The organism is Corynebacterium maris DSM 45190 (assembly GCF_000442645.1).
GTDB classification, from domain to species: Bacteria; Actinomycetota; Actinomycetes; order Mycobacteriales; family Mycobacteriaceae; genus Corynebacterium; species Corynebacterium maris.
This window is the reverse complement of sequence record NC_021915.1, coordinates 2,231,086-2,254,818: the sequence shown is the minus strand read 5'-3', so window position 1 is coordinate 2,254,818 and position 23,733 is coordinate 2,231,086. Positions and strand designations below refer to the sequence as shown.

Sequence of the window (23,733 nt, the reverse complement as noted above, 5' to 3'; positions counted from 1 at the left end):
TCCCGTAGCCGGTGACACGGACCCCGTGAATAAACCGACGTAAACGCGTCAAGGAGCGAAAGACGTGAGTATAACCATAGGAAGGTCCACGCGCGTCGGCGCCGTCGTCGTCGCGCTGGCGCTGAGCGCGTCGGCGGTCGCGGCGTGCAGTCCGGCGGCGACGGAAGACACCGACGCCACGGTGCTGACCCACCTCGAGCCACAGACCTTCACCACCCTGTACCCGCCGGCCGCGGGTTTCTACCCCAATGGCGTGATCGTCAACAACATCACCGACCGGCTGCTTCACCAGGACCCGGATACCCTCGAACTACACCCGTGGATCGCCACGGATCTGCCCGAGGTCAACGGTGACAGCACCGTCTTCACCTTCGACATTCGCACCGACGTCACCTACTCCGACGGCAGCCCGCTGACCGCCGAGAACGTCGTGCGTAACTTCGACCTCTATGGTCTCGGCGACTCCGACCGACTCCTGACGGTGTCAGAACAGATCACCAATTACGAGCGCGGCGAAGTCATAGACGAAGACACCGTGCGTTTTCACTTTTCAGAACCCGCCCCCGGTTTTGCGCAGGCCACCAGCTCCTTCAACGCCGGCCTACTTGCGGACGCCTCCCTCGACCTGACCCAGGAGGGCTTCGGCCCCGGCAACGCCACGCAGATCATCGGCTCCGGCCCCTTCGTCATCGCCGATGAGACGCTCGGCACCGAGCTCATCCTCGAGGCCCGTGACGACTACGAGTGGGCCCCGCCCAGCCACGAACACCAGGGACCGCCCCGTCTCGACAGAGTCAACGTCACCGTCGCCGGCGAGGAATCCGTCCGGGTCGGCGCGCTGACTTCCGGCCAGGCCGACACCGCCCGCCAGATCGAAGCCCCCGTCGAGCGCCACCTCATCGACCGCGGCCTGGAGGTCATCTGGAACCCCACCTCGGGGGTCAATAACCACCTGAGCATGCGTTTCCAACATCCGCTGCTCGAGGATAAACGCGTGCGCCAGGCCATCATTCACGGCGTCGACCGAGACGAGATTCTCTATACGCTCTTTTCCGACTCCTACCCGAAGGCGACCTCTGCGCTCGCAGAGAATGCCCTGGGGTATAAAGAACAGCCCGCCCAAGCCTATGAGTACGACCCAGACAAAGCCGCGGCCTTACTCGAAGACGCCGGCTGGACGGAGTTTGACGGGGACGGCTACCGCGTCAAGGACGGCCAGCGGCTCAGTTTGACCGTCAATGAAGCACTGCCACAACCCCGCTCGCGGGAAGTCATCACCAAGATCCAGGAGCAGCTGAGTCGACTCGGGGTCCAGATCAACCTGAACCCGGGTGACCAGGCGACCCAGAACGCCGATTCGAAAGACATGGATAAGATTCAGCTGCGCCACACCATGGTGGGCCGAGCCGACTACGACGTGATCAAATCCGAATTCTCCGTCGACAACCGCGACGAGCTGGCCGCCGTGGACCCGGAGACCGGTGAACCCGCCGACCCTCACCTCGAGGAGCTGCTGCAGAACATCGCCTCCAGCGCCGAGGAGGCCGATCGCGCCGACTACACTCGCGCCGCGCAGGACTACCTGACGGAGCAGGCCTATATCCTCCCGCTCTTCGAGGAGCCCGTGGTCTACGGCGTACAGCCCTACATCCAGGGCTTTCAGCCCGAAGCGATCGGCCGCCCGTCCTTCTACGGCGCGTGGATCGACTCCGAATTCAAGGAGGGACAGCAGTGACCGCCCCCATGATCGCCCGCCGCGTCGGCCAGGCCATCCTCGTCCTCTTCATCACCTACACCCTGGCGTTCTTCATGCTGGCCGCCCTGCCCTCCGACGGCGTCATGGCCCGCTACGCCAGCCCCGAGCTCGGCCTCTCCGCCGCTGAAATCGCGGCTATCCGGCAGGAGACCGGCGTCGATGAGCCACTGATCCAACGTTACGTGCAGGCTCTGTCCGGGTTCGCCACCGGCGACTTCGGCTACTCCGTCCAAACCGGCGCCGCCGTGTCCACCCTCCTCGCCGAGGCATTGCCCGGCACCCTGGTGCTCGCCGTCAGCGGCTTCGTCCTCGCCATCATCCTGGCGTTGGCCATCGCTTTGCTGTCGACGTTCCAGCGGTTCAGGGCCGTGGGCGGCTTCTTCCGTTCCCTGCCCTCGCTGCTGGTCTCCCTGCCCAGCTTTTGGCTCGGCATCATCCTGATCCAAGTCTTCTCCTTCTGGCTCGGCTGGGTTCCGATCATCAACGCCGGACCGGTGGCCGCGTTGATCCTGCCGACGATCACCCTGGCTATCCCCGTCGCGGCACCATTGGCGCAGGTGCTCATCCGCTCCATCGACGACGTCCAGCGCCAGCCGTTCATCGACTCGGTGCGCTCCCGTGGCGCCGGTGAAGGCTGGGTGTTCTGGAAGAACGTGTTGCGCAACGCCATGCTGCCCACCCTGACTATGGCGGGTCTGCTCTTCGGTGAGCTGGTTGGCGGCGCCGTCGTCACGGAGGCGGTGTTCGGCCGCGCCGGCGTCGGGCAGATGACCGTCCAGGCCGTCTCTAACCGCGACACCCCGGTGCTGCTGGCGGTCGTGGTCATCGCGGCCACCGCCTTTGTTCTCATCAACCTGATCGTCGACCTGCTTTACCCGGTCCTCGACCCCCGTCTGCGAAAGAAGGTGCAGGCATGAGTCTGACCATGAATGCCGCCCCCGCACTGGGTGGCGGACGCTCCCGCCGCCCCCGTCGCCTCGACCACAGCCCTTGGGTCCGCCCCGGAACCCTCCTCGCGAGCCTAGTCCTCATCCTCGCGGTGTCGTGGGCCCTGGCACCGGGTCTATTCGCTACCCACGACCCCTACATCGGCGATTCCCGCGCGCTGCTGGCCCCCAGCGCCGAACACTGGTTCGGCACCGACTCCGTCGGCCGCGACCTGTATTCCAGGGTGGTCCACGGCTCGCGCCAGTCACTGCTGGGGGCGGCCATCGCGGTGCTCGTCGGCCTGGTCGTGGGCACGTTGATGGGTCTGATCGCGGGCACCCGGCGCGGTGCGGTCGATGCGGTGCTCATGCGCATCGTCGATGTTCTGTTGTCGATCCCCGCCTTACTGCTGAGCCTGTCCGTGATCATCCTGCTCGGTTTCGGCACGACCAATGCCGCGATCGCGGTCGGCGTGACCTCGGTGGCGACCTTCGCCCGCCTGTCGCGCTCACAGGTGATCTCCGTCGCCGGCTCCGACTACGTGGAGGCCGGCTACGGCTCCGGCGGCACGGGCCTGCAGGTGCTCTTCCGCCACATCCTGCCGAATTCCCTCGGGGCCGTCCTGGCGTTGGCGGCGCTTCAGTTTGGCTCGGCCATCCTGCAGCTGTCTGTGCTCGGCTTCCTGGGCTACGGCCCGCCGCCGCCCGTCGCCGAATGGGGTCTGCTGATCTCTGACGCCCGCAACTACATGGCGACCGCCTGGTGGCTGACGGTTCTGCCCGGGCTGGTCATCGTCGCCGTCGTCGTCTCCACCAACCACCTCAGCCAGATTATCCAGAAGGAGGTCAACCGATGAGCCCGCTTTTGTCCATCGACAACCTGGTCGTCTCCTACGGCACTGGCCGAGGCCGCCGCAGTCGACGCGCAGGGTCCCGCGGGGAAGGGGAAGTGGTCCACGCCGTCAACGGTGTCTCGGTGACGGTGGAAAAGGGGCAGATGACCGCCATCGTCGGCGAGTCCGGCTCCGGCAAATCCACCACCGCGAAGGCGGCTCTGGGACTGTTGCCGGCGAACGCAACCATCGACGCGGGACAGATCCGTTTCCAGGGCACGGACACCACCGCCTACCGCGAGCGCCAGTGGCGGGGCCTGCGCGGCCGTTCCATCGGTCTGATCCCGCAGGATCCGACGAACTCGCTGAACCCGGTCAAGACGATCGGCGAATCGGTGGGGGAAGGATTGGCCATCCACACCACCCTCAGCCGCGGTGATATCCGGGCCCGAGTCATCGACCTGCTGGCGAAAGTGGGCATCGACGATCCCGCGCGCCGCCACGACCAGTACCCGCACGAGCTGTCCGGCGGCATGAACCAACGCGCACTCATCGCCGCGGCGCTGGCGCTCGAGCCGGAGCTGATCGTCGCGGACGAGCCGACCAGCGCGCTCGACGTCACGGTGCAGAAGGTCATTTTGGACCTGCTCGACGAGATGCGGCAAGACCTGGGCATCGGCATTTTGTTCATCACCCATGATCTCGCCGTCGCGGGCGACCGGGCGGATCGAGTCGTGGTCATGCAGAACGGCGAGGTCCGTGAATCCGGCTTGGCGGCTTCCGTGCTCAGCGACCCGCAGGACGACTACTCGCGCGGTCTGCTCGCCGACGCCCCGTCCCTGGCCGTGGCCCGCGTGAATCCGCGTCCGCCGCTCGGCGACGACGTCTTGGTGGAGGCCAAGGACGTCACCAAAGACTTCGGCGACTTCCGGGCCGTCGATGGGATCTCCTTCGAGGTCGCGCGCGGATCGACCCATGCCATCGTCGGCGAGTCCGGCTCCGGCAAGACGACGCTCGGGCGAATTATCAGCGCTTTTGAAGATCCGACCGACGGGCAGGTTCTGCTGGACGGCGTGGATCTCGGTGGGCTGGACAAGGCTGGCCGCCGGGCCTTGCGCAAACGCGTGCAGCTGGTCTACCAGAACCCCTACGCCTCGCTGGATCCCCGGCAGCGCATCGGTGACATCATCGCCGAGCCGTTGCGCAACATGGCCGGCGCCACCAGGGCCGAGGCCGCGCAGAAAGTCGAGACATACCTGGGTCGCGTCGCCCTCGACCCCGCGGTGGCCGCGCGCCGCCCGCACGAGCTCTCCGGAGGTCAGCGTCAGCGCGTCGCCATCGCCCGCGCCCTGATCGTCGAGCCTGACCTGATCGTGCTGGACGAGGCGGTCTCCGCGCTGGATGTGACGGTGCAGGCACAGGTCCTGCGTCTGTTGAACGAGCTCCAACGGGAGCTGGGCCTGACTTACATTTTCATTTCCCACGACCTGGCCGTCGTCCGCCAGATCTCCGATACGGTGTCGGTGATGAGCCAAGGGCGGCAAGTAGAGGCGGGCCCGACCCACGAGGTGTACACGAACCCGCAGACCGACTTCACCCGCACCCTGCTCGACTCCATCCCCGGCGCCAAGCTCCGCAGCGGCCAACTGAACCTAGGATTATAGATTTACCGTGACTGACACAGCAGACATCATCAACTTCCTCGCAGACCTGTCGGCCGACCACCCGTTGGCGCAGGCGCGCGCCCGGCGCGACGACGCCCTCCACAACGCGCAACTCAGCTTCTCGGCCCTGTTGGAACCTGAGCGGCCGGGCACTTTTACCCTGGCTGAGCGTTACGCCGTGGCCACCTACGTCGCCGGCCTGCATCGTGCCGACCGGGCGCACGCCTTCTACGCCGACCTGCTCGCAGACGAAAGCGACAGCCTCCCGGGCCACGTCGACGCCGCCATCGAGCGCGGCTTATCGGCGGGCCCCTACGGCGTCTTCCGAGAGTCCGAGTTAACCGATTTCAGCGAGCCGGGGGGATTTTTCCTCCACGACGGCCCCACGGAACGCTTGGCCGGCGCCTTCGACATCGCTCACCTGCTCGTCTACCACCCGCGCGACTCCCGCCCCGAAGCTATCGGGCACCTCTACGCCACGGGCTGGTCTTCCGACGACATCGTCAGCCTGGCCCAGCTGGTGTCGTTTTTGGCCTTCCAGCTGCGCGTCGTGCACGGGTTGCGCGTGGTGAGCGGGCAGTCAGTCACGGGCTCCGACACAGCCACCCGTGGTGCGGGAGAGCAACCGGACTGGCGGGTGACCGACGACGTGCTCACCTACGAGGAACTGGCCCGGCCCGAACGTTTCGTGGACCACCCGCTGGGGTGGCACGGGTGGGTGCCACCCGTCGACAAGAAGGACCTGACCGCCGAGCAGGTGGACTCGCTGATCAAGCCCGAGCGCGCCGACATGCCCTACTTCCGGCTGCTGGCCCGCGACCCGGCGGCGCTCAAGGCCCGCACCCTGACGGATCTGGACATCTTCTACAACACCGACGGTGGCCTCGGTCGCGCCGAACGCGAGCTGGCCGCCACCGTTGTTTCGCGGCTCAATGGCTGCATCTATTGTGCGTCGGTGCACCAGAGGCGAACGAAGGACGAGGGCGGGGACGCGGAGCGCGTCGATGCGCTGCTTGCGGACGGCGTCGACGTCGACCTCGGCTCGAAGTCCTGGAATCAGCTGCGGGACCTCTCCGTTGCCCTGACCGTCACGCCGATGTCCCTGACCGCGGAGCACATCGCCGGGCTCGACTGGGCGGAGGCGCTGGACGCCGTGTACTCGGCGGCCTTTTTCAACTGGGCCAACCGGCTGATGCTCTTCCTCGGTGAGCCGGAGGTGCCGCGCCGCTTCCGTTAGACCAGCCGGTAACCCGACCCCCGGATCGTCTCGATCCGCTCCGCCCCGATCTTCTTGCGCAGCGTCCGCACATACACGTCAACGACGTTGGACCCCGGATCAAAATCCATGCCCCACACCATCGACAACAGTTGCGCGCGCGACAGAATCTGGCCCGGGTGGCGCAGAAACGTCTCCAACAACCCCACCTCGCGCCGGGAAAGGTCCTTCCACTTCTCGTCGATGCGCACCCGCTGGGTGCGCAGGTCCAGCACCATGTCGTCGCGGCTGAGCTGCACGGAAGAGTCCCCGGTCGGCTCGGCGCCCGGGGAGGAATCCGCCAACCGCAGCCGCACCCGCGCCAAGAGCTCGGCGAACTGGAAAGGTTTGGGCATGTAGTCGTTCGCCCCGCCCTCCAACGCCTTGACGCGGTCCTCTACCTTGGTGCGCGCCGTCAGCACGAGGACGGGGATCTGCACGCCCAGGGCACGCAGCTGCTCCAGCACGTCCGCGCCGTCCATGTGCGGCAACCCCAGGTCCAGGATCATCAGATCGAAATCCCCCGTCCGGGCCATGGCGAAGGCGGGCGGGCCGGAATCGACCACATCACAGGCGTAGCCGGCGGCGGTGAGGCCGCGCTCAATGAAATCCGCGATGCCGCGGTCGTCCTCCGCAATCAAAATCCTGCTCACTGCGTGTTCTCCTTCTCCTGCTCAACCTGCGGGGCAGGCAACTCCATGCCGAACACCGACCCCAACCCCATTATCGACTCCACGTACGGGCGCCCGCCGTGGGCCTCGGCGATGGCCTTGACGATGGACAACCCCAGGCCCGCGCCGCCACCCGGCTGAGACATCCGCGCCCGCTCGCCGCGGCTGAACCGGCTGAACAGCGTGTCCAGCTGTTCCTTCGGCACACCCTGGCCCCCGTCGCGCACCCAGACACGCAGCACCCGGGCGGCGCCCTCGCCATGGAACTCGGTGCCGATCTCCACGGGACCGTCGCTGTAACGCAACGCATTGCCGTAGAGCTCCAGCACCGCCTCGGTCACCCGCTGCTCATCCACCACCGCCGTGCCCTCCGCGACCTGCACCAGCCGCACCCGGTCAGAGATCGTCGCCGCCTTGTCCTCCACGTCGATGGTCAACTCCGCGACGTCGACCTCCGCCGGCGTCACCAACTCCCCGGAATCCGCCACCGCCAGCGTCAACATGTCGTTGACCATCCGCGCCATCCGATCCAGCTCCGCGGTGGCCAACTCAATGGACCGGGCGCGCTGCTCCGCCGTCGAAAACTCCAGCAGCTCCAGCTGGCCGCGCACCACCGTGATCGGGGTCCGCAGCTCATGTCCGGCGTCGTCGACGAACTGCCGCTGATCCCGGTAAGCCACTTCAATGCGATCCAACATCGCGTTGAAGGTGGTGGCCAGGCGGGCGACCTCGTCGTTGCCTTCCACCGGGACGCGCCGGGTCAGGTCGGAGTTGTTAATCTGGGAGGCGACTTTCTCCAGTTGGCGGACGGGGGCGATGATCTGTCCGGAGATCAGCCAGGCGATGAGTACCGACGCCACTAGCCCCGCGGCGGCGAAGGTCGACAACATGCGCACCTGCTGATCGGCTTCCGCCCGCGCCTCTTGGCTGAGGTTGGCGACGGCGAAAGCCGCGGACTGTTCCCCGCCGCCGACGTCGATGCGGCCCCAGTGGGTGCGGCCGCGCTCCGGATGGTCGTAGATGCCGGAGGACTGCGCGGCGGCGAACATGACGTCCAACAGCGGATCGTCTTCGGTGAGGGGATCGGCGTGGACGTCGTCGATGGAGGTGAAGTCGTGTTGTAAGACGGTGTCGCCGACCAGGCCGACGAAGATTTCCTCGTCGTCGGGGATCTGCCGGGTCATGAAGGCGTTGATTAATGTGTACGGGTCGTCGTAGTGTTCCCCGGTGTTCGGGTCGCGGCCCTCTTGGGCGAAAAGTTGGAACTCCTGCAGCTCCTGGGTGACGTCGGAGTTGGAGTTTTCGACGACTTTCGCGATGAGCAGGGAGCGGGTGATGAGCACGACGCTGATCAGCGCCGTGGCCACGACCACGGTGATCCAGAAGACGATGCGCCACCGCAGGGACGCAGGCGCGCTCAACCGCGACGCCGCGGCGCCGGTCGGGGTGCTCATGGCCGACCGCCGTAGAAATTAATCGTCCCACTCATCATCGTCATCATCCCAGTCATCGTCGTCCCAGTCGTCGTCCCACTCATCGTCGTCGTCCCAGTCGTCGTCCCAGTCCGGGTAGGTGTGGACCGCCACCGGCGGTTGCGGGGGAGCGGGCTGGGCGGGCTGGGCGGGCTGGACCGGCGCAGCGGGTACGAGGGGAGCGGGATCGGCCCCGCCGGTCTCTTCGGCCGACTCATCCGGCGCGGCAGAGCCGGGCTCCGCCGACCGTTCCGCTTGACTCGTCGCCGTGCCCTGCGCCGGCGACAGTTCGATGGTGGCGTCGGCGGGGGCGACCTGCGGGGCCTGCTGGTTGTTCGCCAGCGCGCCGCCGCCGAAGGCCACCAGGAGGAGCAACCCCACAATGGAGAGAACCGGGGCATAGCGCTTTACGACAGACATAACGGGCGCTCCTTTGATGGGCTGGACGAGACGACGTGGGCACTGGCGGCCGGGGGCCGTCGTGTTCTCTCAGTGTCCCCGGGCGTCGTGAAACGTCGATGAAGCCAAGATGAAGATTCTTTCATCGTTACCCTCGGGGGAGACGACACCGAAAGTACCCGAATGACAGGAAAGCTCCCCACATGAACACCGCAGAGCATAGCCCCCGCGTTATCGAACTTCTTCCCGACGACCTGCTCGAGACCCTGCGCGATCGTGCCGCAGGCTACGACGAGCGCAATGAATTCTTCACCGAGGACCTCGAGGACCTCAAGGCCGCCGGTTACCTGACCATGCTGGTGCCGGAGGAGTTCGGTGGCCACGGCTTCACCCTCCAGGAGGTCTCCCGGGCGCAGCGCCGCCTCGCGCAGGCTGCCCCCGCCACCGCGCTGGGCGTCAACATGCACCACGTGATCATGGGCGTGGCCTACACGATGTGGCTGCGTGGCATCGACACCCTGAACTGGGTGTTCGAGGACGCGGTCAACGGCGAGATCTTCGCCTTCGGCATCTCCGAGGGCGGCAACGACGCCGTGCTCTTCGATTCCGTCTCCACCGCGGAACCCACGGACGAGGGCGGTTACACCGTCACCGGCACCAAGATCTTCACTTCGCTGTCGCCGGTGTGGGACAAACTGCTGGTCCATGCCCGCCGCAGCGACAAGGACGAGCTCGTCTTCGGCTTCATCGAACGCGGCGCAGAGGGCATTGAGGTCAAAAACGACTGGAACACCCTCGGCATGCGGGCCTCCCAGTCCTGCACCACCAAGCTGCACGACGTGGCCATGAAGCCTGCGCACGTCGGCGCCCACACCCCGCTCGGCCCGAACCCCGACCCGCTGGTCTTCGGCATCTTCGGCCCCTTCGAGCTGTTGTTGGCCAGCGTTTACGCCGGCATCGGCGAGCGCGCGGTCAACCTCGCCGTGGAGATTACCGGTAATCGCCGCAGCCACGTCAACAATGCCCCGTACTCCCACGACCCGGACATCCGCTGGCAGATCGCCGACGCCGGCATCCTCATGGACGGGGTGCTGCTCCAGCTGGACAAGCTCACCGACGACGTCGACCACCTCACCGAGCGCGACTACGGGTCCAAGTGGTTCCTGCACTTCTCCGGCGTGAAAAACCGCGCCACTGAAGCCGCCAAGACGGCCGTCGAACTGGCGGTTCGCACCACCGGCGGGGCGCAGTACTTCCGCACCTCCGAATTGCAGCGCCTTTACCGCGACGTGCTCGCCGGTCTCTACCACCCTTCCGACAACGAATCCCTGCACGCCTCCTACGCCAAGGCGCTGCTCGGCCCGGTCAACTAAGGCCGACCGTGATTACTCAGCGGCGTCGGCGCGCCGCAGGCGCAGGGCCCGGCGCTGCCGGTCCTGGCTTTCCGACGTCAGGCGGCGCAGCCCCGCCGGCAGGTCTGTGCGGGCCAGGAACTCCTCCGCCCGGGCGACGCCTTCCTCCGTGACGTCCCAGGAGGGGTAGATCCCGGTCAGCGTGTTTAGCGCCATCTCCGTGGACTGGCGCTCCCAGATATCGAGGGCCACGTCGTAGAAGGTGGCGTTGAACTGCTCGAGGAGGGGCGCGGCGCCGGCGTAGGTCAGCCCCGCCAGCTTGTGACGGGCCGCCAGGTTGGACAGATCGCCTGTGATCAGCTCGTCGACGACCTCCCGCTTGTTCTCCTCGTCGGGCAGAACCGCGCGGGCCAGGACGGCGGACATGGCGCCCGAGGCGGTCTGATCCTCGGTGAGCAGCTCCGCGATGTCCTGTTCGCCGCGTTGCCCGCGGGCGACGAGTGCGGTCAGCGCCCGCCAGCGGGTGTCGGCGTCGTCGGACTGGGCGAGTCTGCCGGTGAAGAAGTCGGCGGCGTCGTCGGTGATTTCGACCCGGGCCAGCGCCTGCTCATAGACCAGGGCGGTCTCGGGGGAGGATGCTTGCGCGCCGACGAGCAGGGCGTCGGCCAGCACGGTCGAAGCGGCGGCCCAGTCCTGGTCGGCGTAGTCCCGCTGGGCCTGGACGGCCTGGCCGAGAATACGCTCCAGGACGGCGAGCTCGGTTTCGGCCCCTGCTCCGTGGGCGACGAGCGCGATGAAGTCGCGGGCGCGCAACGTCGCGCCGCGGGTGGCCTCCCAGGCCGCGGACCAGCACAGGGTGCGGGCCATCGGGTCGGCGATCTTGTCGATGTGGGCCAGCAGGAAGTCCATGGAGGCCTCGTCGAAGTCCTGGATGGCGTAGGTCAGATCGTCGTCGTTGACCAACACCAGGTCGGCGGCCTCCACACCGGTAAGTTCCGGCACCGGGGTGGAGGCGCCGGAAATGTCCAGCTCGAGCTGGCGGGTGCGGGTGACCCGGCCGTCGATAAGCGAGTAGAGGCCGACGGCGATGCGGTGGGTGCGCAGCGTCTCGCCGTTCTGAGCCACGGCGAAGGAGGTGTACTTTCCGTCTTCGACGGTGAAGTCGGCGGAGAGGTGGTTGACTCCGGTGGTCTTGAGCCACTCGTCGGCCCACCAGGACAGGTCGCGGCCGGAGGAGTGCTCGAGGGCGCCGAGCAGGTCGTCGAAGGTGGCGTTGGACCAGGCGTGATTCACGAAGTGGCGGCGCACCCCGGCGAAGAAATTCTCCCGGCCCACATACGCCTGCAGCTGCTTGAGCACGCTGGCGCCCTTGGCGTAGGTGATGCCGTCGAAGTTCTGCTCGACGGTCTCGATGTCGGAGGCGTCGGTGGACACCGGGTGCGTGGACGGCAGCTGATCTTGGGCGTAGGCCCAGGCCTTCTCGACGTTCGCGAAAGTCACCCACGCGGTCTCGTACTGCGTTTCCTCCGCCTGGGAGACCACGGCGGCCCAGGTGGCGAAGGACTCGTTGAGCCACAGGTCGCCCCACCAGCGCATGGTGACCAGATCACCGAACCACATGTGCGCCATCTCATGCAGGATCGTCTCGGCGCGGCGCTCGTACTTGTAGTGCGTGGCCTGCGAGGTGAAGACGTATTCGTCGCGGATGGTCACGCAGCCGGCGTTTTCCATGGCCCCGGCGTTGAACTCGGGCACGAAGATCTGGTCGTACTTGGTGAAGGGGTAGCGCACGCCGAAGTTGCGGTGGAAGAAGTCGAAGCCCTGCTTGGTCTCCGTGAACAGCCGCTCGGCGTCGAGGTGTTCGGCGACGGAGGCGCGGGCGTAGAGGCCCAGGGGGATCTCCACCTCGCGCGGCTGCTCGGCCGGGGTCTCGTCGTGGTGGGTGAGTTCGCCGCGCCAGAGGTCGGTGAACTCGGCGTACTCGCCGACGCACAGGCCGATCAGGTAGGTCGGCAGCGGGTAATCGATGGTGGAGGTGTGCACGGCCTTGCCGTCCTCGATGACGGTGGTCTGCGGTTCATTGGAGATCACGCGCCACGCCGGGTCGGTGGTGACCGTGAGGTCGTAGGTGGCCTTCATGTCCGGTTGGTCGAAGCAGGCGTAGACGCGCTTGGCGTCGGCGGTCTCGAACTGGGTGTAGTGGTAGATCTTCCCGTCGGCCGGATCGGTGAAGCGGTGCAGTCCTTCACCGGTGCGGGAGTAGGGGATGGTGGCGGTGACCATGAGGATGTGCTGGCCCGGGGCGAGGTCGTTCAGCGGCAGGCCGGCCTCGGCGTCGTAGTCGGAGACGTCGAGTTCTTCGCCGTCCAGCAACGCCTGGTGAACGTCGTCGGTGCGCAGGTCGATGAAGGTGGAGCCGGAGTGCGTGGTGCTGAAGGCGACCACGGTGCGGGAGGTGAAATGCGTCTGGCTGCCGGTCAGGTCGAGGGTGACGTTGTAGTGCTCGACGTCGATGAGGGCGGCGCGGGCGGCCGCCTCGGTCTCGGTGAGGTTGAGAGAAGTCATGGGGGACAGCGTAATCGGGGTGAATGTAGGGGCCACGGGCACGTCCGCGGGACATAGGCTAGGGTGGGAAACGTACCGAAAATACTTGAAAGATAAAGAAAGGCGTGCCGCCATGGCCACCACCGTAAAATTCTGGTTCGACGTCTCTTGCCCGTTCGCGTGGAAGACCTCCCGCTGGATCAAGGAAGCGGAGAAGGTCCGCGACCTCGACCTCGAGTTCATCCCGATGTCCCTGTCCATCCTCAACGAGGGCGCCGACATCCCGGCCGACTACGCCGACAAGATGAAGGCCAACTGGGGCCCGGCCCGCGTCTTCGCCAAGGTCAAGAACGAGCAGCCGGAGAAGATCGACGAGCTGTACACCGAGATGGGCGAGATCGTCCATGAGCAGGGCGAAAACTCCAAGGACGACTTCGGCGGCTTCAACGACGTGATCAAGCGCGCCCTCGACGCGACCGGACTCGACGCCTCCTACGCCGACGTGGCCGACACCGACGAGGTCGACGAGGATCTGCGTAAGTACCACCAGGCCGGCCAGGACGCCGTCGGCTCCGACTCCGGCACCCCGATCGTCCAGGTCGAAGGCAACGCCTTCTTCGGCCCCGTCATCACCCGCTTCCCGGAGGGCGAGGGCGCCGGCGAGATTTTCGACGCCTACGAAACCCTCGCCGCATACCCCTACTTCTTCGAGATGAAGCGTAACCGCACCGAGATGCCGCAGCTCGACGGCTGGAAGTAAAAACCACGTAGACTGGACCCATGGGATTTACCGTCACAGCAATCGTCATCGCGGTGCTCGCGGGCATCGGAACCTTCTACACGTGGGACCGTAATAAAGGTCTGTCCATGGGGCTGGCCGTGATCACCCTGCTGGCCGGCGCCGTCGGCACGGTCGGCGCCTTCGTCGCGGCCCTCAGCTTCTTCTTTCGGATCCTGCCCATCCTGCTCATGGTCGGCGGCGTCTGGCTGATCTGGAAGGTGATCCAGAAAAACCGGGGCCGCGACCGCACCGACGTGCAGTACTGACCGGCCCCTCGCCGCTTCCGCGCCCACCACGACCCCGCTTCCTGTCCCTGTCCGGGCAGGTTGGCGGGGTCGTGGCCGTATGCGGCCGGTTCCTTCGCTAGAGTCTTGAGCATGCGCGTTTACCTCGGAGCAGACCATGCTGGATTTGAAGCGAAAAACTACGTCAAGGAACAACTGACCGCCAAGGGCCACGAAATCATCGACTGCGGCGCCCACGTCTACGACGCCGCCGACGATTACCCCGCCTTCTGCATTGAAACGGCCTCCCGCGTCGTCAACGACCCGGGCTCCCTTGGCGTCGTCTTCGGCGGTTCCGGCAACGGCGAGCAGATCGCCGCCAACAAGGTCAAGGGTGCTCGCTGCGGACTGGCCTGGTCCGTCGAGACCGCCCAGCTGGCCCGCGAGCACAACAACGCCCAGCTCATCGGCGTCGGCGGCCGCATGCACACCCAGGAGGAGGTCCTCGCCATCGTCGAGGCTTTCCTCGACGGCGAGTGGTCCGGCGCGGACCGTCACCAACGCCGCATCGACATCATGCTCGAATACGAGCGCACCGGCGTGGCCCCGGAAGTCCCGGAAGCTTAAAGCCGCACCCGCCACTGCCCACGGGGCGCCGCCCCTTGAGGGTGGGGTATGAGGGGCAAAGAAAATACCTCTCGCTGCGCGAGGCCTGGAATCTGGCCCGCATGGCGAGAGGTATTTTTTATGGGGAGGGGAGGGGTCGCGGTTTACTCGAAGCCGAAGTCCAAGCCGCCGAACAGGCCGCCGTCGTCGCCGCCGAACCCGAACAGGCCGCCGCCGTCATCGCCGCCCATGTCTCCACCCATGTCTTCGCCGCCGCCCATGTCTTCTCCACCCATGTCGCCGCCCATGTCCTCACCGGCCATCGCGTCTTCGTAGCCTTCGCCGTAGCCGCTGGCCCAAGCGTCGCCGCCGTAACCGACGCCGGACATGCCCGCGAACATGGAGGTGAACATCATCATGGAGGTGGCGGTCCACATGCCGGAGATCATCGCCGGGGCCCACCACTGGGCGGAGTACCAGCCGGCCGGGACCGGACGTCCGGCCACGTTGCCGCCGGGGTAGTAATTCGGGGTGTCGTCGGTGGCCACCGGCGACGCCGTCAACGTCTGACCGTCATGCTCGACGGTGCGGCGCTCCGTGACCTTGCCGGCGTTGCGCTGCCCCTCCAGCGGCGGCAGCTCCGGCCCGGCGCCCATGTCCATGAGCTCACGGGCGGCGTTGACGTAGTGCATGCCCTCCAGCGCCGACTCACGGGCCAGCTGGGCCTGCTTGATCGTGGCGGCGGTGGAGACCTGCGAGGAAGCGGCGTTGTAACGCTCCGAGGCGTCCGCCATGGCCTGAGTGGACGCCGCGTCCGTGCCGGAGATCGTCAGCACCTGCGAACCCAGGCGCTCCGTCCAGCGACGGGCGTCGGCGAGGGCGTCGTCGAGCCGGGAGGCTTCCAGCTCCTGTTTCTTGTTCTTCTCGTTGCGGTTCATGAAGTACAAGCCGGCGGCGCCGGCGAGGATGAGGATGAGCAGTAGCTCCACGGTGTAGGTCACTTCCGGTGTAGGTCGGCGGTCAAGGAACCCGGGCCAGCCGATCATCGGAGACGTCCCGAGTGTTTCTATTTCCTTCTAGTCTATTCAACGTCACAGACGCCGGGGATGTTCCCCTATCGGCCAGGGGATTTCACGCCGCACCCCTTGATGGGTTAGACTCTTCCACGCACTGGGGATGTCGTATAGTGGCTAATACCTCAGCCTTCCAAGCTGAAGACGCGGGTTCGATTCCCGTCATCCCCTCCAATTTATTTCAGGCGCCCCGCGTGGGGCGCCTGAAGTCTTTTCCGGCTCCTCTCCGGCCTTTTGTGAAGGTGGCGCGGGCAACGGAGGGGGCGCGCAGAAGACGCGCGGGGGACTAAAGCGACCCCAATGAATCCGCCGTGACGGGGTAGGCGGTAAAGTGACTTCTTGTGATCGCTGCGGTGCATTCCGCGGTGACACGGGGCGTGGCGCAGTTTGGTAGCGCACCTGCTTTGGGAGCAGGGGGTCGCAGGTTCAAATCCTGTCGCCCCGACTCACGGGGCCGTTTTTACGCGGCCTTGAGAAAAACTTCAGAATTCATATTTAGTCATCATCAACGAATCCAGGAGAGTAACTACGTGAAGACTTCCGTCGAGAAGCTCAACGACACCCGCGTCAAGCTGACTGTCAACGTTCCCTTCAGCGAACTCGACACGGAATTCGACCAGGCGTACGCCGCTATCGCGCAGCAGGTCAACATTCCGGGCTTCCGTAAGGGCAAGGCTCCGCGTCAGCTCATCGACGCGCGTTTCGGCCGTGGCCCGATCCTGGAGCAGGTCATCAACGACATGCTGCCGGCGAAGTACCAGGAGGCCTGCGAAGAGCACAACCTCAAGGTCATCGCGCAGCCGCAGATCGACATCTCCCAGGTCGAGGACAACGACTTCGTCGAGTTCACCGCCGAGGTCGACGTCCGTCCGGAGTTCGACGTCCCGGACTTCGCGGACTTCTCCGTCACCGTCCCGGCCCTGCAGGTCGACGACGAGGCCGTCGACGCCGAGCTGGACGAGCTGCGCGCGCGTTTCGGTGAGCTCAAGGACACCAAGCGCAAGATGAAGACCGGCGACTTCGCCGTCATCGACATCGAGGCCGAGGTCGACGGCGAGAAGGTCGAAGAGGCCTCCACCGAGGGCCTGTCCTACGAGATCGGCTCCGACGACCTGATCAAGGGCCTGGACACCGCGCTGCGCGGACTGAAGACCGACGAGGACGCCGAGTTCACAGCGACCCTCGAAACCGGCGAGCACGCCGGCAAGGAAGCGACCATCAAGGTCCGCGTCCAGCAGACCAAGGAGCGCAAGCTCCCGGAGCTTGACGACGAGTTCGCGCAGATGGCTTCCGAGTTCGACACCGTCGACGAGCTCCGCGAGTCCACCAAGACCCAGCTCGAGGAGTCCAAGAAGGGTGACCAGGCCGCGGCCATCCGCGACGAGGTGCTCAAGCTCGCCCTGGAGAAGGTCGACTTCGCTCTGCCGGAGTCGGTCGTCGACGAGCAGGTCCACTCCCAGCTGCACCAGCTCCTGGGCCAGATGGCGCACGACGAGGCCGCCCTCGCTCAGCTGCTCGAGGCGCAGGGCACCACCCGCGAAGAGTTCGACAAGCAGTCCCGCGAGCAGGCCGAGGAGTCCGTCCGCACCCAGCTGTTCCTGGACACCCTGGCCGAAGAAGAGGATCCGGACGTCTCCCAGCAGGAGCTGACCGACCACATCCTGTTCACCGCCCAGTCCTACGGCATGGACCCGAACCAGTTCGTCCAGCAGCTGCAGCAGGGCAACCAGATCGGCAACCTCTTCGCCGACGTCCGTCGCGGCAAGGCGCTGGCGTCCGCCATCTGCCGTGTCGAGGTCAAGGACGACGAGGGCACCGAGGTCGACCCGAAGCAGTACTTCGGTGAGATCGAGGAAGACGAGGACGCCGACCTGACCGGCGCTGACATCGCCGCTGGCGAAGAAGACGCCGCCGAGGGCGACGACAAGTAGTCTCCCAGTGCATTGACGCCGGATAGAGGCCCGGCCACGCAGAAGCGTGGCCGGGCCTTTTTCGTGTCTGCTGGTTGCCGGGTAACGGGGATCAGGTGAGGCCCCGCGGGCGCGCAAGAATGTTTGAGCGGAAATACCCGATGTGTCGGCGACGCCCATCTGCCCAGCCCGTCCACGACGGGGGTGGAAGAATTTTGCCCCATCATGTGTATGTGTCCGTAGGTCGATTTCCCCCGTATGGGGGTAGCCGGGCGATACCTGCCTATGTACTGTCTGACCTGCGGGATCAGGCGCTGGCGGTGCGGAAGCGGCGGCATGATCATCCAAATTAGGTACTGTGGTGGGAGACCACCCGCACGGTATGCGTAGTGTGGGCGCCTCCGGGCACGGCGGTTGCGACATCACCGTTTACCCCGTTGGAGAAGTGCCCGCATGCCGTGCGGTCCGTAATCTACAGAAGGCAGAATGTGAGCGACCCTTACGCTAACGGACCGAAGATCGACCTCCTCTGGCTCTCCGAGCCCGACATGATCGAAGCGGGGGTGACTGATTCGGCGGCCTGCGTGGAGACCATGGAAGAGACCCTCATCCTGTTGGCCGACGGCGACTACCGCATGGCCGGAGCATCAGGAAACTCGCACGGCGCCCAGATCAACTTCCCCGACAACCCGGAGCACGAGGGCATGCCGGCCAACGGGCCGGACCGTCGTTTTATGGCGATGCCGGCGTATATCGGCGGCCGCTTCCGGTCCACCGGCGTGAAGTGGTACGGCTCCAACACGGAAAACCGTCAGCACGATCTGCCGCGTTCCATCCACGTGTTCGTGCTGAACGACACCGTGACCGGCGCCCCGAAAGCCGTCATGTCGGCCAACCTGTTGTCCGCGTACCGCACCGGTGCGGTGCCGGCCGTGGGCGTCAAGCACCTGGCCGTCGAGAACGCCGAAACCGTCGGCATCATCGGCCCGGGCGTCATGAGTCGCACCATCTTCGCCTCCTCGCTGACCCAACGACCCAGCATCAAGCACTTGAAGATCAAGGGCCGCTCCGCCGGCTCCACCCAGCGCACCGCCGACTGGTTCCGGGAGAATTTCCCGCAGCTGGAGTCCGTGACCGTCGTCGACACCGAGCAGGAAGCCATCGAAGGCTCCGACATCCTCATCGGCGGCACTTCCACGTCGCCGGACGGACCGCAGGGCTTCCCGTATTTCAAGCGCGAATGGCTCAAGCCCGGCGCCCTGGTGCTTTGCCCGGCGGCGGCTCGTTTCGACGAGGACTTCATCAAGGACGAGTCCACCCGTCTCGTCGTGGACTACACCGGCCTCTACTCCGAGTGGTTCCACGAGAACGGCCCCGACGTGACCTATGAGCAGCTGCTCGGTATCCCGGGCAACCGCTGGTGGGACATGAAGGAAGAGGGCGTACTGCCGGAAGAGCGACTGGTCAACATCGGTGACATCGCCTCCGGCAAGGCCCTGGGACGTCAGAACGACGACGAGATCTTCTGCTACTCCATCGGCGGCATGCCGGTCGAGGACGTGGCGTGGGCCTTCGATCTCTACAACAATGCGGTGGAGAAGGGCATCGGCACCCCGCTCAACCTGTGGGACACGCCGACCCTGTCTTAACGACGCCGACCGCACCCCTTACCTAGGAGCAATGAACGAATAATGTCATTTTCCACCAACGACGAATTAGTTTCTTATCTGCGTGATGAGGAGGTGGAATACCTTGATATTCGCTTCACGGATCTCCTGGGTACGGAGCGCGCCCTGACCGTTCCCGCCGCAGCTTTCACGGAAGAAGCAGCGCAGGAGGGCTTCGCCTTCGACGGCTCTTCCGTGGCGGGCTTCACCACCGTCGACCAGTCCGACATGACGCTCATGCCGGACGTCGCGACCGCGCACCTGGACCCGTTCCGTCGCCGCAAGACGGTCAACATGAAGTTCTTCGTCCACGACCCTTTCACGTACGAGCCCTTCTCCCGCGACCCGCGCAACGTCGCACGCAAGGCGGAAGAGTACCTGGTGTCCACGGGCATCGCGGATTCCTGCAGCATCGGCGCGGAGGCAGAGTTCTACGTCTTCGACTCGGTGCGTTACTCCACCGACGTCCACCGCTCCTTCCATGAGGTCGACTCCGACGAGGGCTGGTGGAACTCCGACGCCGAGACGATGATCGACGGATCCCCGAACCTGGGCAACAAGATCCGCGTCACCGACGGCTACTTCCCGACGGCCCCGTACGACAAGACCATTCCGGTGCGCGACGAGATCGCCCACAACCTGGCGCAGGTCGGCTTCGAAATCGAACGCTTCCACCACGAGGTCGCCACCGGCGGAATCCAGGAAGTCAACTACCGCTTCAATACGCTGCTGCATGCGGCCGACGATCTGCAGACCTTCAAGTACGTGGTCAAGATGACCGCGGATCAGATGGGCCAGGTCGCGACCTTCATGCCCAAGCCGCTGCTGCACGACGGTGGTTCCGGCATGCACGCCCACCAGTCGCTGTGGAAGGACGGCAAGCCGCTGTTCTACGACGAGGAAGGCTACGGCGGCCTGTCCGACATGGCACGCCACTACATCGGCGGCCTCATGGCGCATGCCCCGGCGGTGCTGGCCTTCACCAACCCGACCGTCAACTCCTACCGTCGTCTCTACTCCGGCTTCGAGGCGCCGGTGAACCTGGCCTACTCCCAGCGCAACCGCTCGGCCGCGATCCGCATTCCGGTCACCGGCCCCTCGCCGAAGGCCAAGCGCATTGAGTTCCGCGCCCCGGACCCGTCGGGCAACCCCTACCTCGGGTTCGCCGCGCAGATGATGGCCGGCCTGGACGGCATCATCAAGCGCATCGAGCCGGGCGAGCCGATGGACAAGGACCTCTATGAGCTCGACCCGGAGGACGCCGCGAAGGTGGAGAAGCTGCCGGAGTCTCTCGAGGAGTCGCTGCGTGCGCTGGAGGAGGACAACGAGTTCCTGACCACCGGCGACGTCTTCACCGCCGACCTGATCGAGTCCTACATCGGGCTGAAGTACGATCGGGAGATCAACCCCATGCGAGAGGGGCCGACCCCGAAGGAATTCGAGCTCTACTTCAACTGCTAGAGCCAGTGTTTTGACCATGGCCCGCGTGCAACGCTGTTAGCGAACACGTGGGCCATGGTCGACTGTGCGCTAGTAGGGTGGAGGCATTGAAATCGACGATTACAGGAGCAAGAACGATATGACTGACAAGATCCAGATGACGTCTCCGACCGGAGGCATGAACCTGGGCGACTCCGTCTACGAGCGCCTGCTGCGTGAGCGCATTATTTTCCTCGGCCAGCAGGTGGACGATGAGATCGCGAATAAGCTCTGCGCACAGATTCTGCTGCTCTCTGCGGAAGATCCCACCCGCGACATCTCGCTGTACATCAACTCGCCGGGTGGCTCCGTCACCGCCGGTATGGCGATCTACGACACGATGAAGTACTCGCCGTGCGACATCGCCACCTACGGCATGGGCCTGGCCGCCTCCATGGGCCAGTTCCTGCTTTCCGGTGGCACGAAGGGCAAGCGTTTCGCGCTCCCGCACGCCCGCATCATGATGCACCAGCCCTCCGCCGGCATCGGCGGCACCGCGGCCGACATTTCGATCCAAGCAGAGCAGTTCGCCGCCACCAAGCGCGAGATGGCCGAGCTGATCGCAGAGCACACCGGGCAGACCTTCGAGCAGGTCACCAAGGACTCCGACCGTGACCGCTGGTTCACCGCAGCGGAAGCCAAGGATTACGGCATGGTCGACCACGTGATCACCAACGCCCAGGGCGCTGTCGGAAACTAAGGGATCGAAGGAGACAAAATTATGAACAACGCACGTATGCCTGAATCCCGTTACGTTCTGCCGTCGTTTGTCGAGCAGTCCTCGTACGGAACCAAGGAAACCAACCCCTACTCCAAGCTCTTCGAGGAGCGCATCATCTTCCTGGGCACCCAGGTCGACGACACCTCCGCGAATGACATCATGGCACAGCTGCTGGTGCTGGAGTCCCAGGATCCGGACCGCGACATCACGATGTACATCAACTCGCCGGGCGGCTCGTTCACCGCGCTGATGGCCATCTACGACACCATGCAGTACGTCCGCCCGGACGTCCAGACCGTCTGCCTCGGTCAGGCGGCCTCCGCTGCGGCCGTGCTGCTGGCCGCCGGCGCCCCGGGCAAGCGCGCCGCGCTGCCCAACGCCCGTGTGCTCATTCACCAGCCGGCCACCCAGGGCACCCAGGGCCAGGTCTCCGACCTGGAGATCCAGGCCGCTGAGATCGAGCGCATGCGCCACCTCATGGAGACCACCCTCTCCCGCCACACCAACCGGAGCGCGGAGCAGATCCGCATCGACACCGACCGCGACAAGATCCTCACGGCAGAGGACGCTCTCGAGTACGGCATGATCGACCAGGTCTTCGAGTACCGCAAGCTCAACGCGTAACCGCACCGCGGCGCACGATAAAGCCGGGCACCTCCCAACAGGGGAGGGGCCCGGCTTTGAGCTTTTTTCTTAGCCTACGGCGGTTACTGTCAGTCCCATGACGGTTCTACACATCGGAGAGATCAACGACGTCGAGGACGGGCACGCCCTCGTCGTTCCACCGGAACAGACGGGCCATGACCAGGCGATCGCCGTGTTCCGGCAGGGCGAAGAATTTTTCGCCGTCGACGACGTCTGCACGCACCTGGGCGCTTCCCTCGGGAAAGAGGGGCGCAGGAGCTGCGCCGACGGGGTCGTCACCTGCTGGCTCCACAAAGGCACCTTCGACGTGCGCACCGGCGAGGCGGTCAACTACCCCGCCCGCGGGCGGCTGGGCGTCCACGAGGTGGAACTGCGCGGCGGGGAGATCTGGCTCAGCGTGCGCTGAGCTGTTTCTCCGACTCCGCGGCACTCTGGATGTGAGTCACTGTGCGCTCCGGGTTGAGGCGCAGGGCCATCAATACGATCCCGGCGGCGGCGACGATGACGGCGGCCAGCGTGTAGAGCGCGACGGGGGACCAGCCGCCTTCGTTGAGGTAGCCGATCACGATCGGCGCGAGCACCGCGCCCAGCCGAGAGACGCCGATGGCTGCGCCCACCCCGGTGGCCCGCACCGTGGAGGGGTATGCCGCCGGGGTGATGGTGTACAGGCCGGTGATGCACCCGTTGAGCAGCATGCCCACGGCGACGCCGAAGAGGAACATCAGAGTCGGCAGCGAGGTGGAGCCGATGAACCCGACCAGTACGACGGTGCTGCCGAAGGAGAAGAAGACCAGCAATTTACGGGCGTCGACCCTGGTCGTGAGCGCCCCGTAGAGCAGCGACCCGATCGTCCCGCCGAAGGAGAGCATGATGCCGCCGACGATGCCCTGCTGTGCGGACAATCCGGATTCGGTGAGCAGTCGCGGAGTCCACTGGTTGGCGAAGTTGAAGGCGAAGTTGATCAGGGAGAAGGCGATCCAGATTTTGATGGTGGCGGCCAAGAAACGGGAAGAGAAAATCGCGCTGAGCGGAGCCTTCCCACTGTCCGGGGACGACGCCGCGGGACTCAGCGGCTCCGTCTTGCCCAGCCGGGCAGCGAGGGAGACGATCTTGTCCTGCTGGCCGCGCGCCACGTGGAAATCTGCGGATTCCGGAACAAAGATCCATGTCAGGACAATGGAGACTGCGGTGAGAATGGCGCCGGTGAGGAACACGGATTCCCATCCGTGGTCGGGAATGAGCTGTGCGGCCAGCACGCCACAGAGGGACGCGCCGAGGCCGTATCCGGCGGAATAGATGGACATGGCCAGGCCCCGGAACCGAAGGTTGGAGTACTCGCTGACCAACACGGTGACGGCGCTGAGGATGCCGCCGACGCCGATGCCGGTCACCAGGCGCCAGAGCATGAGCTCCGTGAAGGAGTCGGCCGTCGCAGTCATGAGGAGGCCGAGGAGATCGATGCTCAGGGCAATGAGGATGATCTTGCGGCGTCCGAGCTTGTCGGCGAGCGGCGCGAGAATCACGGCGCCGATGCCGATGCCCAACAGCGCCGCGGACAGAAGCCAACCCAGTTGGCTGGAGGAGAGCCCGAACTCCTCAGTGACTGCGTTGGCGGAGAAGGCCATCGCCACGAGGTCGTAGCCGTCGAGGGCGTTGAGGAAAGCGGCGATCGCGATGATCAACCACTGATAACCCGACATGCGAGTGTTATTGATGATGGTACGAATATCCACGGGTAGAAGTGCTTTCTGGAAA

21 protein-coding genes and 2 tRNA genes are annotated in these 23,733 nt (G+C 65.6%); 17 read left to right on the top strand and 6 right to left on the bottom strand.

Annotated features, from left to right (window positions below; translation table 11 throughout):
* Window positions 1–64: 64 nt before the first annotated feature.
* From B841_RS10495 to B841_RS10475, 5 genes are read left to right on the top strand one after another with little or no spacing between them, the layout of a single operon-like run.
* Window positions 65–1,735: a TIGR04028 family ABC transporter substrate-binding protein gene (locus tag B841_RS10495; protein ID WP_020935480.1), complete on the top strand. Its 1,671-nt coding sequence runs from the start codon at window positions 65–67 to the stop codon at window positions 1,733–1,735.
* The gene (locus B841_RS10490; protein WP_020935479.1) at window positions 1,732–2,673 is read left to right on the top strand and encodes an ABC transporter permease; all 942 of its coding nucleotides are present in this window, start codon (window positions 1,732–1,734) and stop codon (window positions 2,671–2,673) included. Before B841_RS10495 ends, B841_RS10490 begins: the two co-directional genes overlap by 4 nt.
* 8 nt (window positions 2,674–2,681) lie before the next feature.
* A complete protein-coding gene (locus B841_RS10485) occupies window positions 2,682–3,539 on the top strand; it encodes an ABC transporter permease (RefSeq protein ID WP_041632318.1) in 858 nt (285 codons plus the stop codon).
* Window positions 3,536–5,179, top strand: a complete 1,644-nt coding sequence (locus B841_RS10480) for a dipeptide ABC transporter ATP-binding protein (RefSeq protein WP_020935477.1) — start codon at window positions 3,536–3,538, stop codon at window positions 5,177–5,179. Before B841_RS10485 ends, B841_RS10480 begins: the two co-directional genes overlap by 4 nt.
* Window positions 5,180–5,186: 7 nt before the next feature.
* Window positions 5,187–6,416 carry an alkylhydroperoxidase domain protein gene (locus B841_RS10475; protein WP_020935476.1) on the top strand — a complete coding sequence of 410 codons (1,230 nt, stop codon included), beginning with the start codon at window positions 5,187–5,189 and terminating at the stop codon, window positions 6,414–6,416.
* Here the strand turns inward: B841_RS10475 and B841_RS10470 are convergent.
* From B841_RS10470 to B841_RS10460, 3 genes are read right to left on the bottom strand one after another with little or no spacing between them, the layout of a single operon-like run.
* Window positions 6,413–7,087, bottom strand: a complete 675-nt coding sequence (locus B841_RS10470) for a response regulator transcription factor (RefSeq protein ID WP_020935475.1) — start codon at window positions 7,085–7,087, stop codon at window positions 6,413–6,415. The two genes, B841_RS10475 and B841_RS10470, sit on opposite strands and share 4 nt — an antisense overlap.
* Window positions 7,084–8,559: a sensor histidine kinase gene (locus B841_RS10465; protein ID WP_020935474.1), complete on the bottom strand. Its 1,476-nt coding sequence runs from the start codon at window positions 8,557–8,559 to the stop codon at window positions 7,084–7,086. The genes B841_RS10470 and B841_RS10465 overlap by 4 nt, the downstream gene beginning before the upstream one ends.
* A gap of 18 nt (window positions 8,560–8,577) precedes the next feature.
* Entirely contained in the window at window positions 8,578–8,997 is a 420-nt protein-coding gene (locus B841_RS10460; RefSeq protein ID WP_020935473.1) for a hypothetical protein, read from the bottom strand.
* A 182-nt stretch (window positions 8,998–9,179) separates the two neighbouring features.
* Between B841_RS10460 and B841_RS10455 the strand changes: the two genes are divergently transcribed.
* Complete coding sequence (locus B841_RS10455) at window positions 9,180–10,349, top strand: acyl-CoA dehydrogenase family protein (protein WP_020935472.1); 1,170 nt, start codon at window positions 9,180–9,182, stop codon at window positions 10,347–10,349.
* 12 nt (window positions 10,350–10,361) lie between these two features.
* On the opposite strand, the gene pepN is transcribed toward B841_RS10455, so the two are convergent.
* The gene (gene pepN, locus B841_RS10450) at window positions 10,362–12,893 is read right to left on the bottom strand and encodes an aminopeptidase N (protein ID WP_020935471.1); all 2,532 of its coding nucleotides are present in this window, start codon (window positions 12,891–12,893) and stop codon (window positions 10,362–10,364) included.
* Between the two features lie 112 nt (window positions 12,894–13,005).
* Here pepN and B841_RS10445 point away from each other — a divergent pair, with 112 nt between their 5' ends.
* The 3 genes from B841_RS10445 to B841_RS10435 all read left to right on the top strand — a co-directional run bounded on the left by B841_RS10445 (window position 13,006) and on the right by B841_RS10435 (window position 14,504).
* Window positions 13,006–13,632, top strand: a complete 627-nt coding sequence (locus B841_RS10445) for a mycothiol-dependent nitroreductase Rv2466c family protein (protein WP_020935470.1) — start codon at window positions 13,006–13,008, stop codon at window positions 13,630–13,632.
* A gap of 20 nt (window positions 13,633–13,652) precedes the next feature.
* On the top strand, window positions 13,653–13,919 hold the full coding sequence (locus B841_RS10440) for a hypothetical protein (protein WP_020935469.1): 267 nt from the start codon (window positions 13,653–13,655) through the stop codon (window positions 13,917–13,919).
* Between the two features lie 111 nt (window positions 13,920–14,030).
* Window positions 14,031–14,504, top strand: a complete 474-nt coding sequence (locus B841_RS10435) for a ribose-5-phosphate isomerase (RefSeq protein WP_020935468.1) — start codon at window positions 14,031–14,033, stop codon at window positions 14,502–14,504.
* A 143-nt stretch (window positions 14,505–14,647) separates the two neighbouring features.
* On the opposite strand, the gene B841_RS10430 is transcribed toward B841_RS10435, so the two are convergent.
* The gene (locus tag B841_RS10430) at window positions 14,648–15,529 is read right to left on the bottom strand and encodes a hypothetical protein (RefSeq protein WP_020935467.1); all 882 of its coding nucleotides are present in this window, start codon (window positions 15,527–15,529) and stop codon (window positions 14,648–14,650) included.
* A 126-nt stretch (window positions 15,530–15,655) separates the two neighbouring features.
* On the opposite strand from B841_RS10430, the gene B841_RS10425 reads away from it, so the two are divergent.
* The 8 genes from B841_RS10425 (at window position 15,656) to B841_RS10390 (ending at window position 22,384) form a co-directional block, all read left to right on the top strand.
* A tRNA-Gly gene (locus B841_RS10425) sits at window positions 15,656–15,730 on the top strand.
* A 197-nt stretch (window positions 15,731–15,927) separates the two neighbouring features.
* Window positions 15,928–16,001 (top strand) — tRNA-Pro (locus tag B841_RS10420).
* Between the two features lie 85 nt (window positions 16,002–16,086).
* Window positions 16,087–17,487: a trigger factor gene (gene tig / locus B841_RS10415; RefSeq protein ID WP_020935466.1), complete on the top strand. Its 1,401-nt coding sequence runs from the start codon at window positions 16,087–16,089 to the stop codon at window positions 17,485–17,487.
* Between the two features lie 467 nt (window positions 17,488–17,954).
* Window positions 17,955–19,115 (top strand): tyramine oxidase subunit B, encoded by a 1,161-nt coding sequence (locus B841_RS10410; protein ID WP_020935465.1) that lies wholly within the window; start codon window positions 17,955–17,957, stop codon window positions 19,113–19,115.
* A 42-nt stretch (window positions 19,116–19,157) separates the two neighbouring features.
* The gene (gene glnA / locus B841_RS10405) at window positions 19,158–20,594 is read left to right on the top strand and encodes a type I glutamate--ammonia ligase (protein ID WP_020935464.1); all 1,437 of its coding nucleotides are present in this window, start codon (window positions 19,158–19,160) and stop codon (window positions 20,592–20,594) included.
* A 118-nt stretch (window positions 20,595–20,712) separates the two neighbouring features.
* The gene (locus tag B841_RS10400; protein WP_020935463.1) at window positions 20,713–21,312 is read left to right on the top strand and encodes an ATP-dependent Clp protease proteolytic subunit; all 600 of its coding nucleotides are present in this window, start codon (window positions 20,713–20,715) and stop codon (window positions 21,310–21,312) included.
* A 21-nt stretch (window positions 21,313–21,333) separates the two neighbouring features.
* Complete coding sequence (locus B841_RS10395; RefSeq protein WP_020935462.1) at window positions 21,334–21,957, top strand: ATP-dependent Clp protease proteolytic subunit; 624 nt, start codon at window positions 21,334–21,336, stop codon at window positions 21,955–21,957.
* Window positions 21,958–22,054: 97 nt separating this feature from the next.
* The gene (locus B841_RS10390; RefSeq protein ID WP_020935461.1) at window positions 22,055–22,384 is read left to right on the top strand and encodes a Rieske (2Fe-2S) protein; all 330 of its coding nucleotides are present in this window, start codon (window positions 22,055–22,057) and stop codon (window positions 22,382–22,384) included.
* Here B841_RS10390 and B841_RS10385 read toward each other — a convergent pair.
* The gene (locus B841_RS10385; protein WP_020935460.1) at window positions 22,371–23,678 is read right to left on the bottom strand and encodes an MFS transporter; all 1,308 of its coding nucleotides are present in this window, start codon (window positions 23,676–23,678) and stop codon (window positions 22,371–22,373) included. The genes B841_RS10390 and B841_RS10385 overlap by 14 nt on opposite strands.
* Window positions 23,679–23,733: the final 55 nt, after the last annotated feature.

Bases quoted from the DNA above. Each gene is read 5' to 3' on its own strand.
- B841_RS10485 (WP_041632318.1), top strand. From the start codon at position 2,682: ATGAATGCCGCCCCCGCACTGGGTGGCGGACGCTCCCGCCGCCCCCGT.
- B841_RS10480 (WP_020935477.1), top strand. From the start codon at position 3,536: ATGAGCCCGCTTTTGTCCATCGACAACCTGGTCGTCTCCTACGGCACT.
- B841_RS10465 (WP_020935474.1), bottom strand. From the start codon at position 8,559: ATGAGCACCCCGACCGGCGCCGCGGCGTCGCGGTTGAGCGCGCCTGCG.
- B841_RS10460 (WP_020935473.1), bottom strand. From the start codon at position 8,997: ATGTCTGTCGTAAAGCGCTATGCCCCGGTTCTCTCCATTGTGGGGTTG.
- B841_RS10455 (WP_020935472.1), top strand. From the start codon at position 9,180: ATGAACACCGCAGAGCATAGCCCCCGCGTTATCGAACTTCTTCCCGAC.
- pepN (WP_020935471.1), bottom strand. From the start codon at position 12,893: ATGACTTCTCTCAACCTCACCGAGACCGAGGCGGCCGCCCGCGCCGCC.
- B841_RS10445 (WP_020935470.1), top strand. From the start codon at position 13,006: ATGGCCACCACCGTAAAATTCTGGTTCGACGTCTCTTGCCCGTTCGCG.
- B841_RS10440 (WP_020935469.1), top strand. From the start codon at position 13,653: ATGGGATTTACCGTCACAGCAATCGTCATCGCGGTGCTCGCGGGCATC.
- B841_RS10435 (WP_020935468.1), top strand. From the start codon at position 14,031: ATGCGCGTTTACCTCGGAGCAGACCATGCTGGATTTGAAGCGAAAAAC.
- B841_RS10430 (WP_020935467.1), bottom strand. From the start codon at position 15,529: ATGATCGGCTGGCCCGGGTTCCTTGACCGCCGACCTACACCGGAAGTG.
- glnA (WP_020935464.1), top strand. From the start codon at position 19,158: ATGTCATTTTCCACCAACGACGAATTAGTTTCTTATCTGCGTGATGAG.
- B841_RS10400 (WP_020935463.1), top strand. From the start codon at position 20,713: ATGACTGACAAGATCCAGATGACGTCTCCGACCGGAGGCATGAACCTG.
- B841_RS10395 (WP_020935462.1), top strand. From the start codon at position 21,334: ATGAACAACGCACGTATGCCTGAATCCCGTTACGTTCTGCCGTCGTTT.
- B841_RS10390 (WP_020935461.1), top strand. From the start codon at position 22,055: ATGACGGTTCTACACATCGGAGAGATCAACGACGTCGAGGACGGGCAC.
- B841_RS10385 (WP_020935460.1), bottom strand. From the start codon at position 23,678: ATGTCGGGTTATCAGTGGTTGATCATCGCGATCGCCGCTTTCCTCAAC.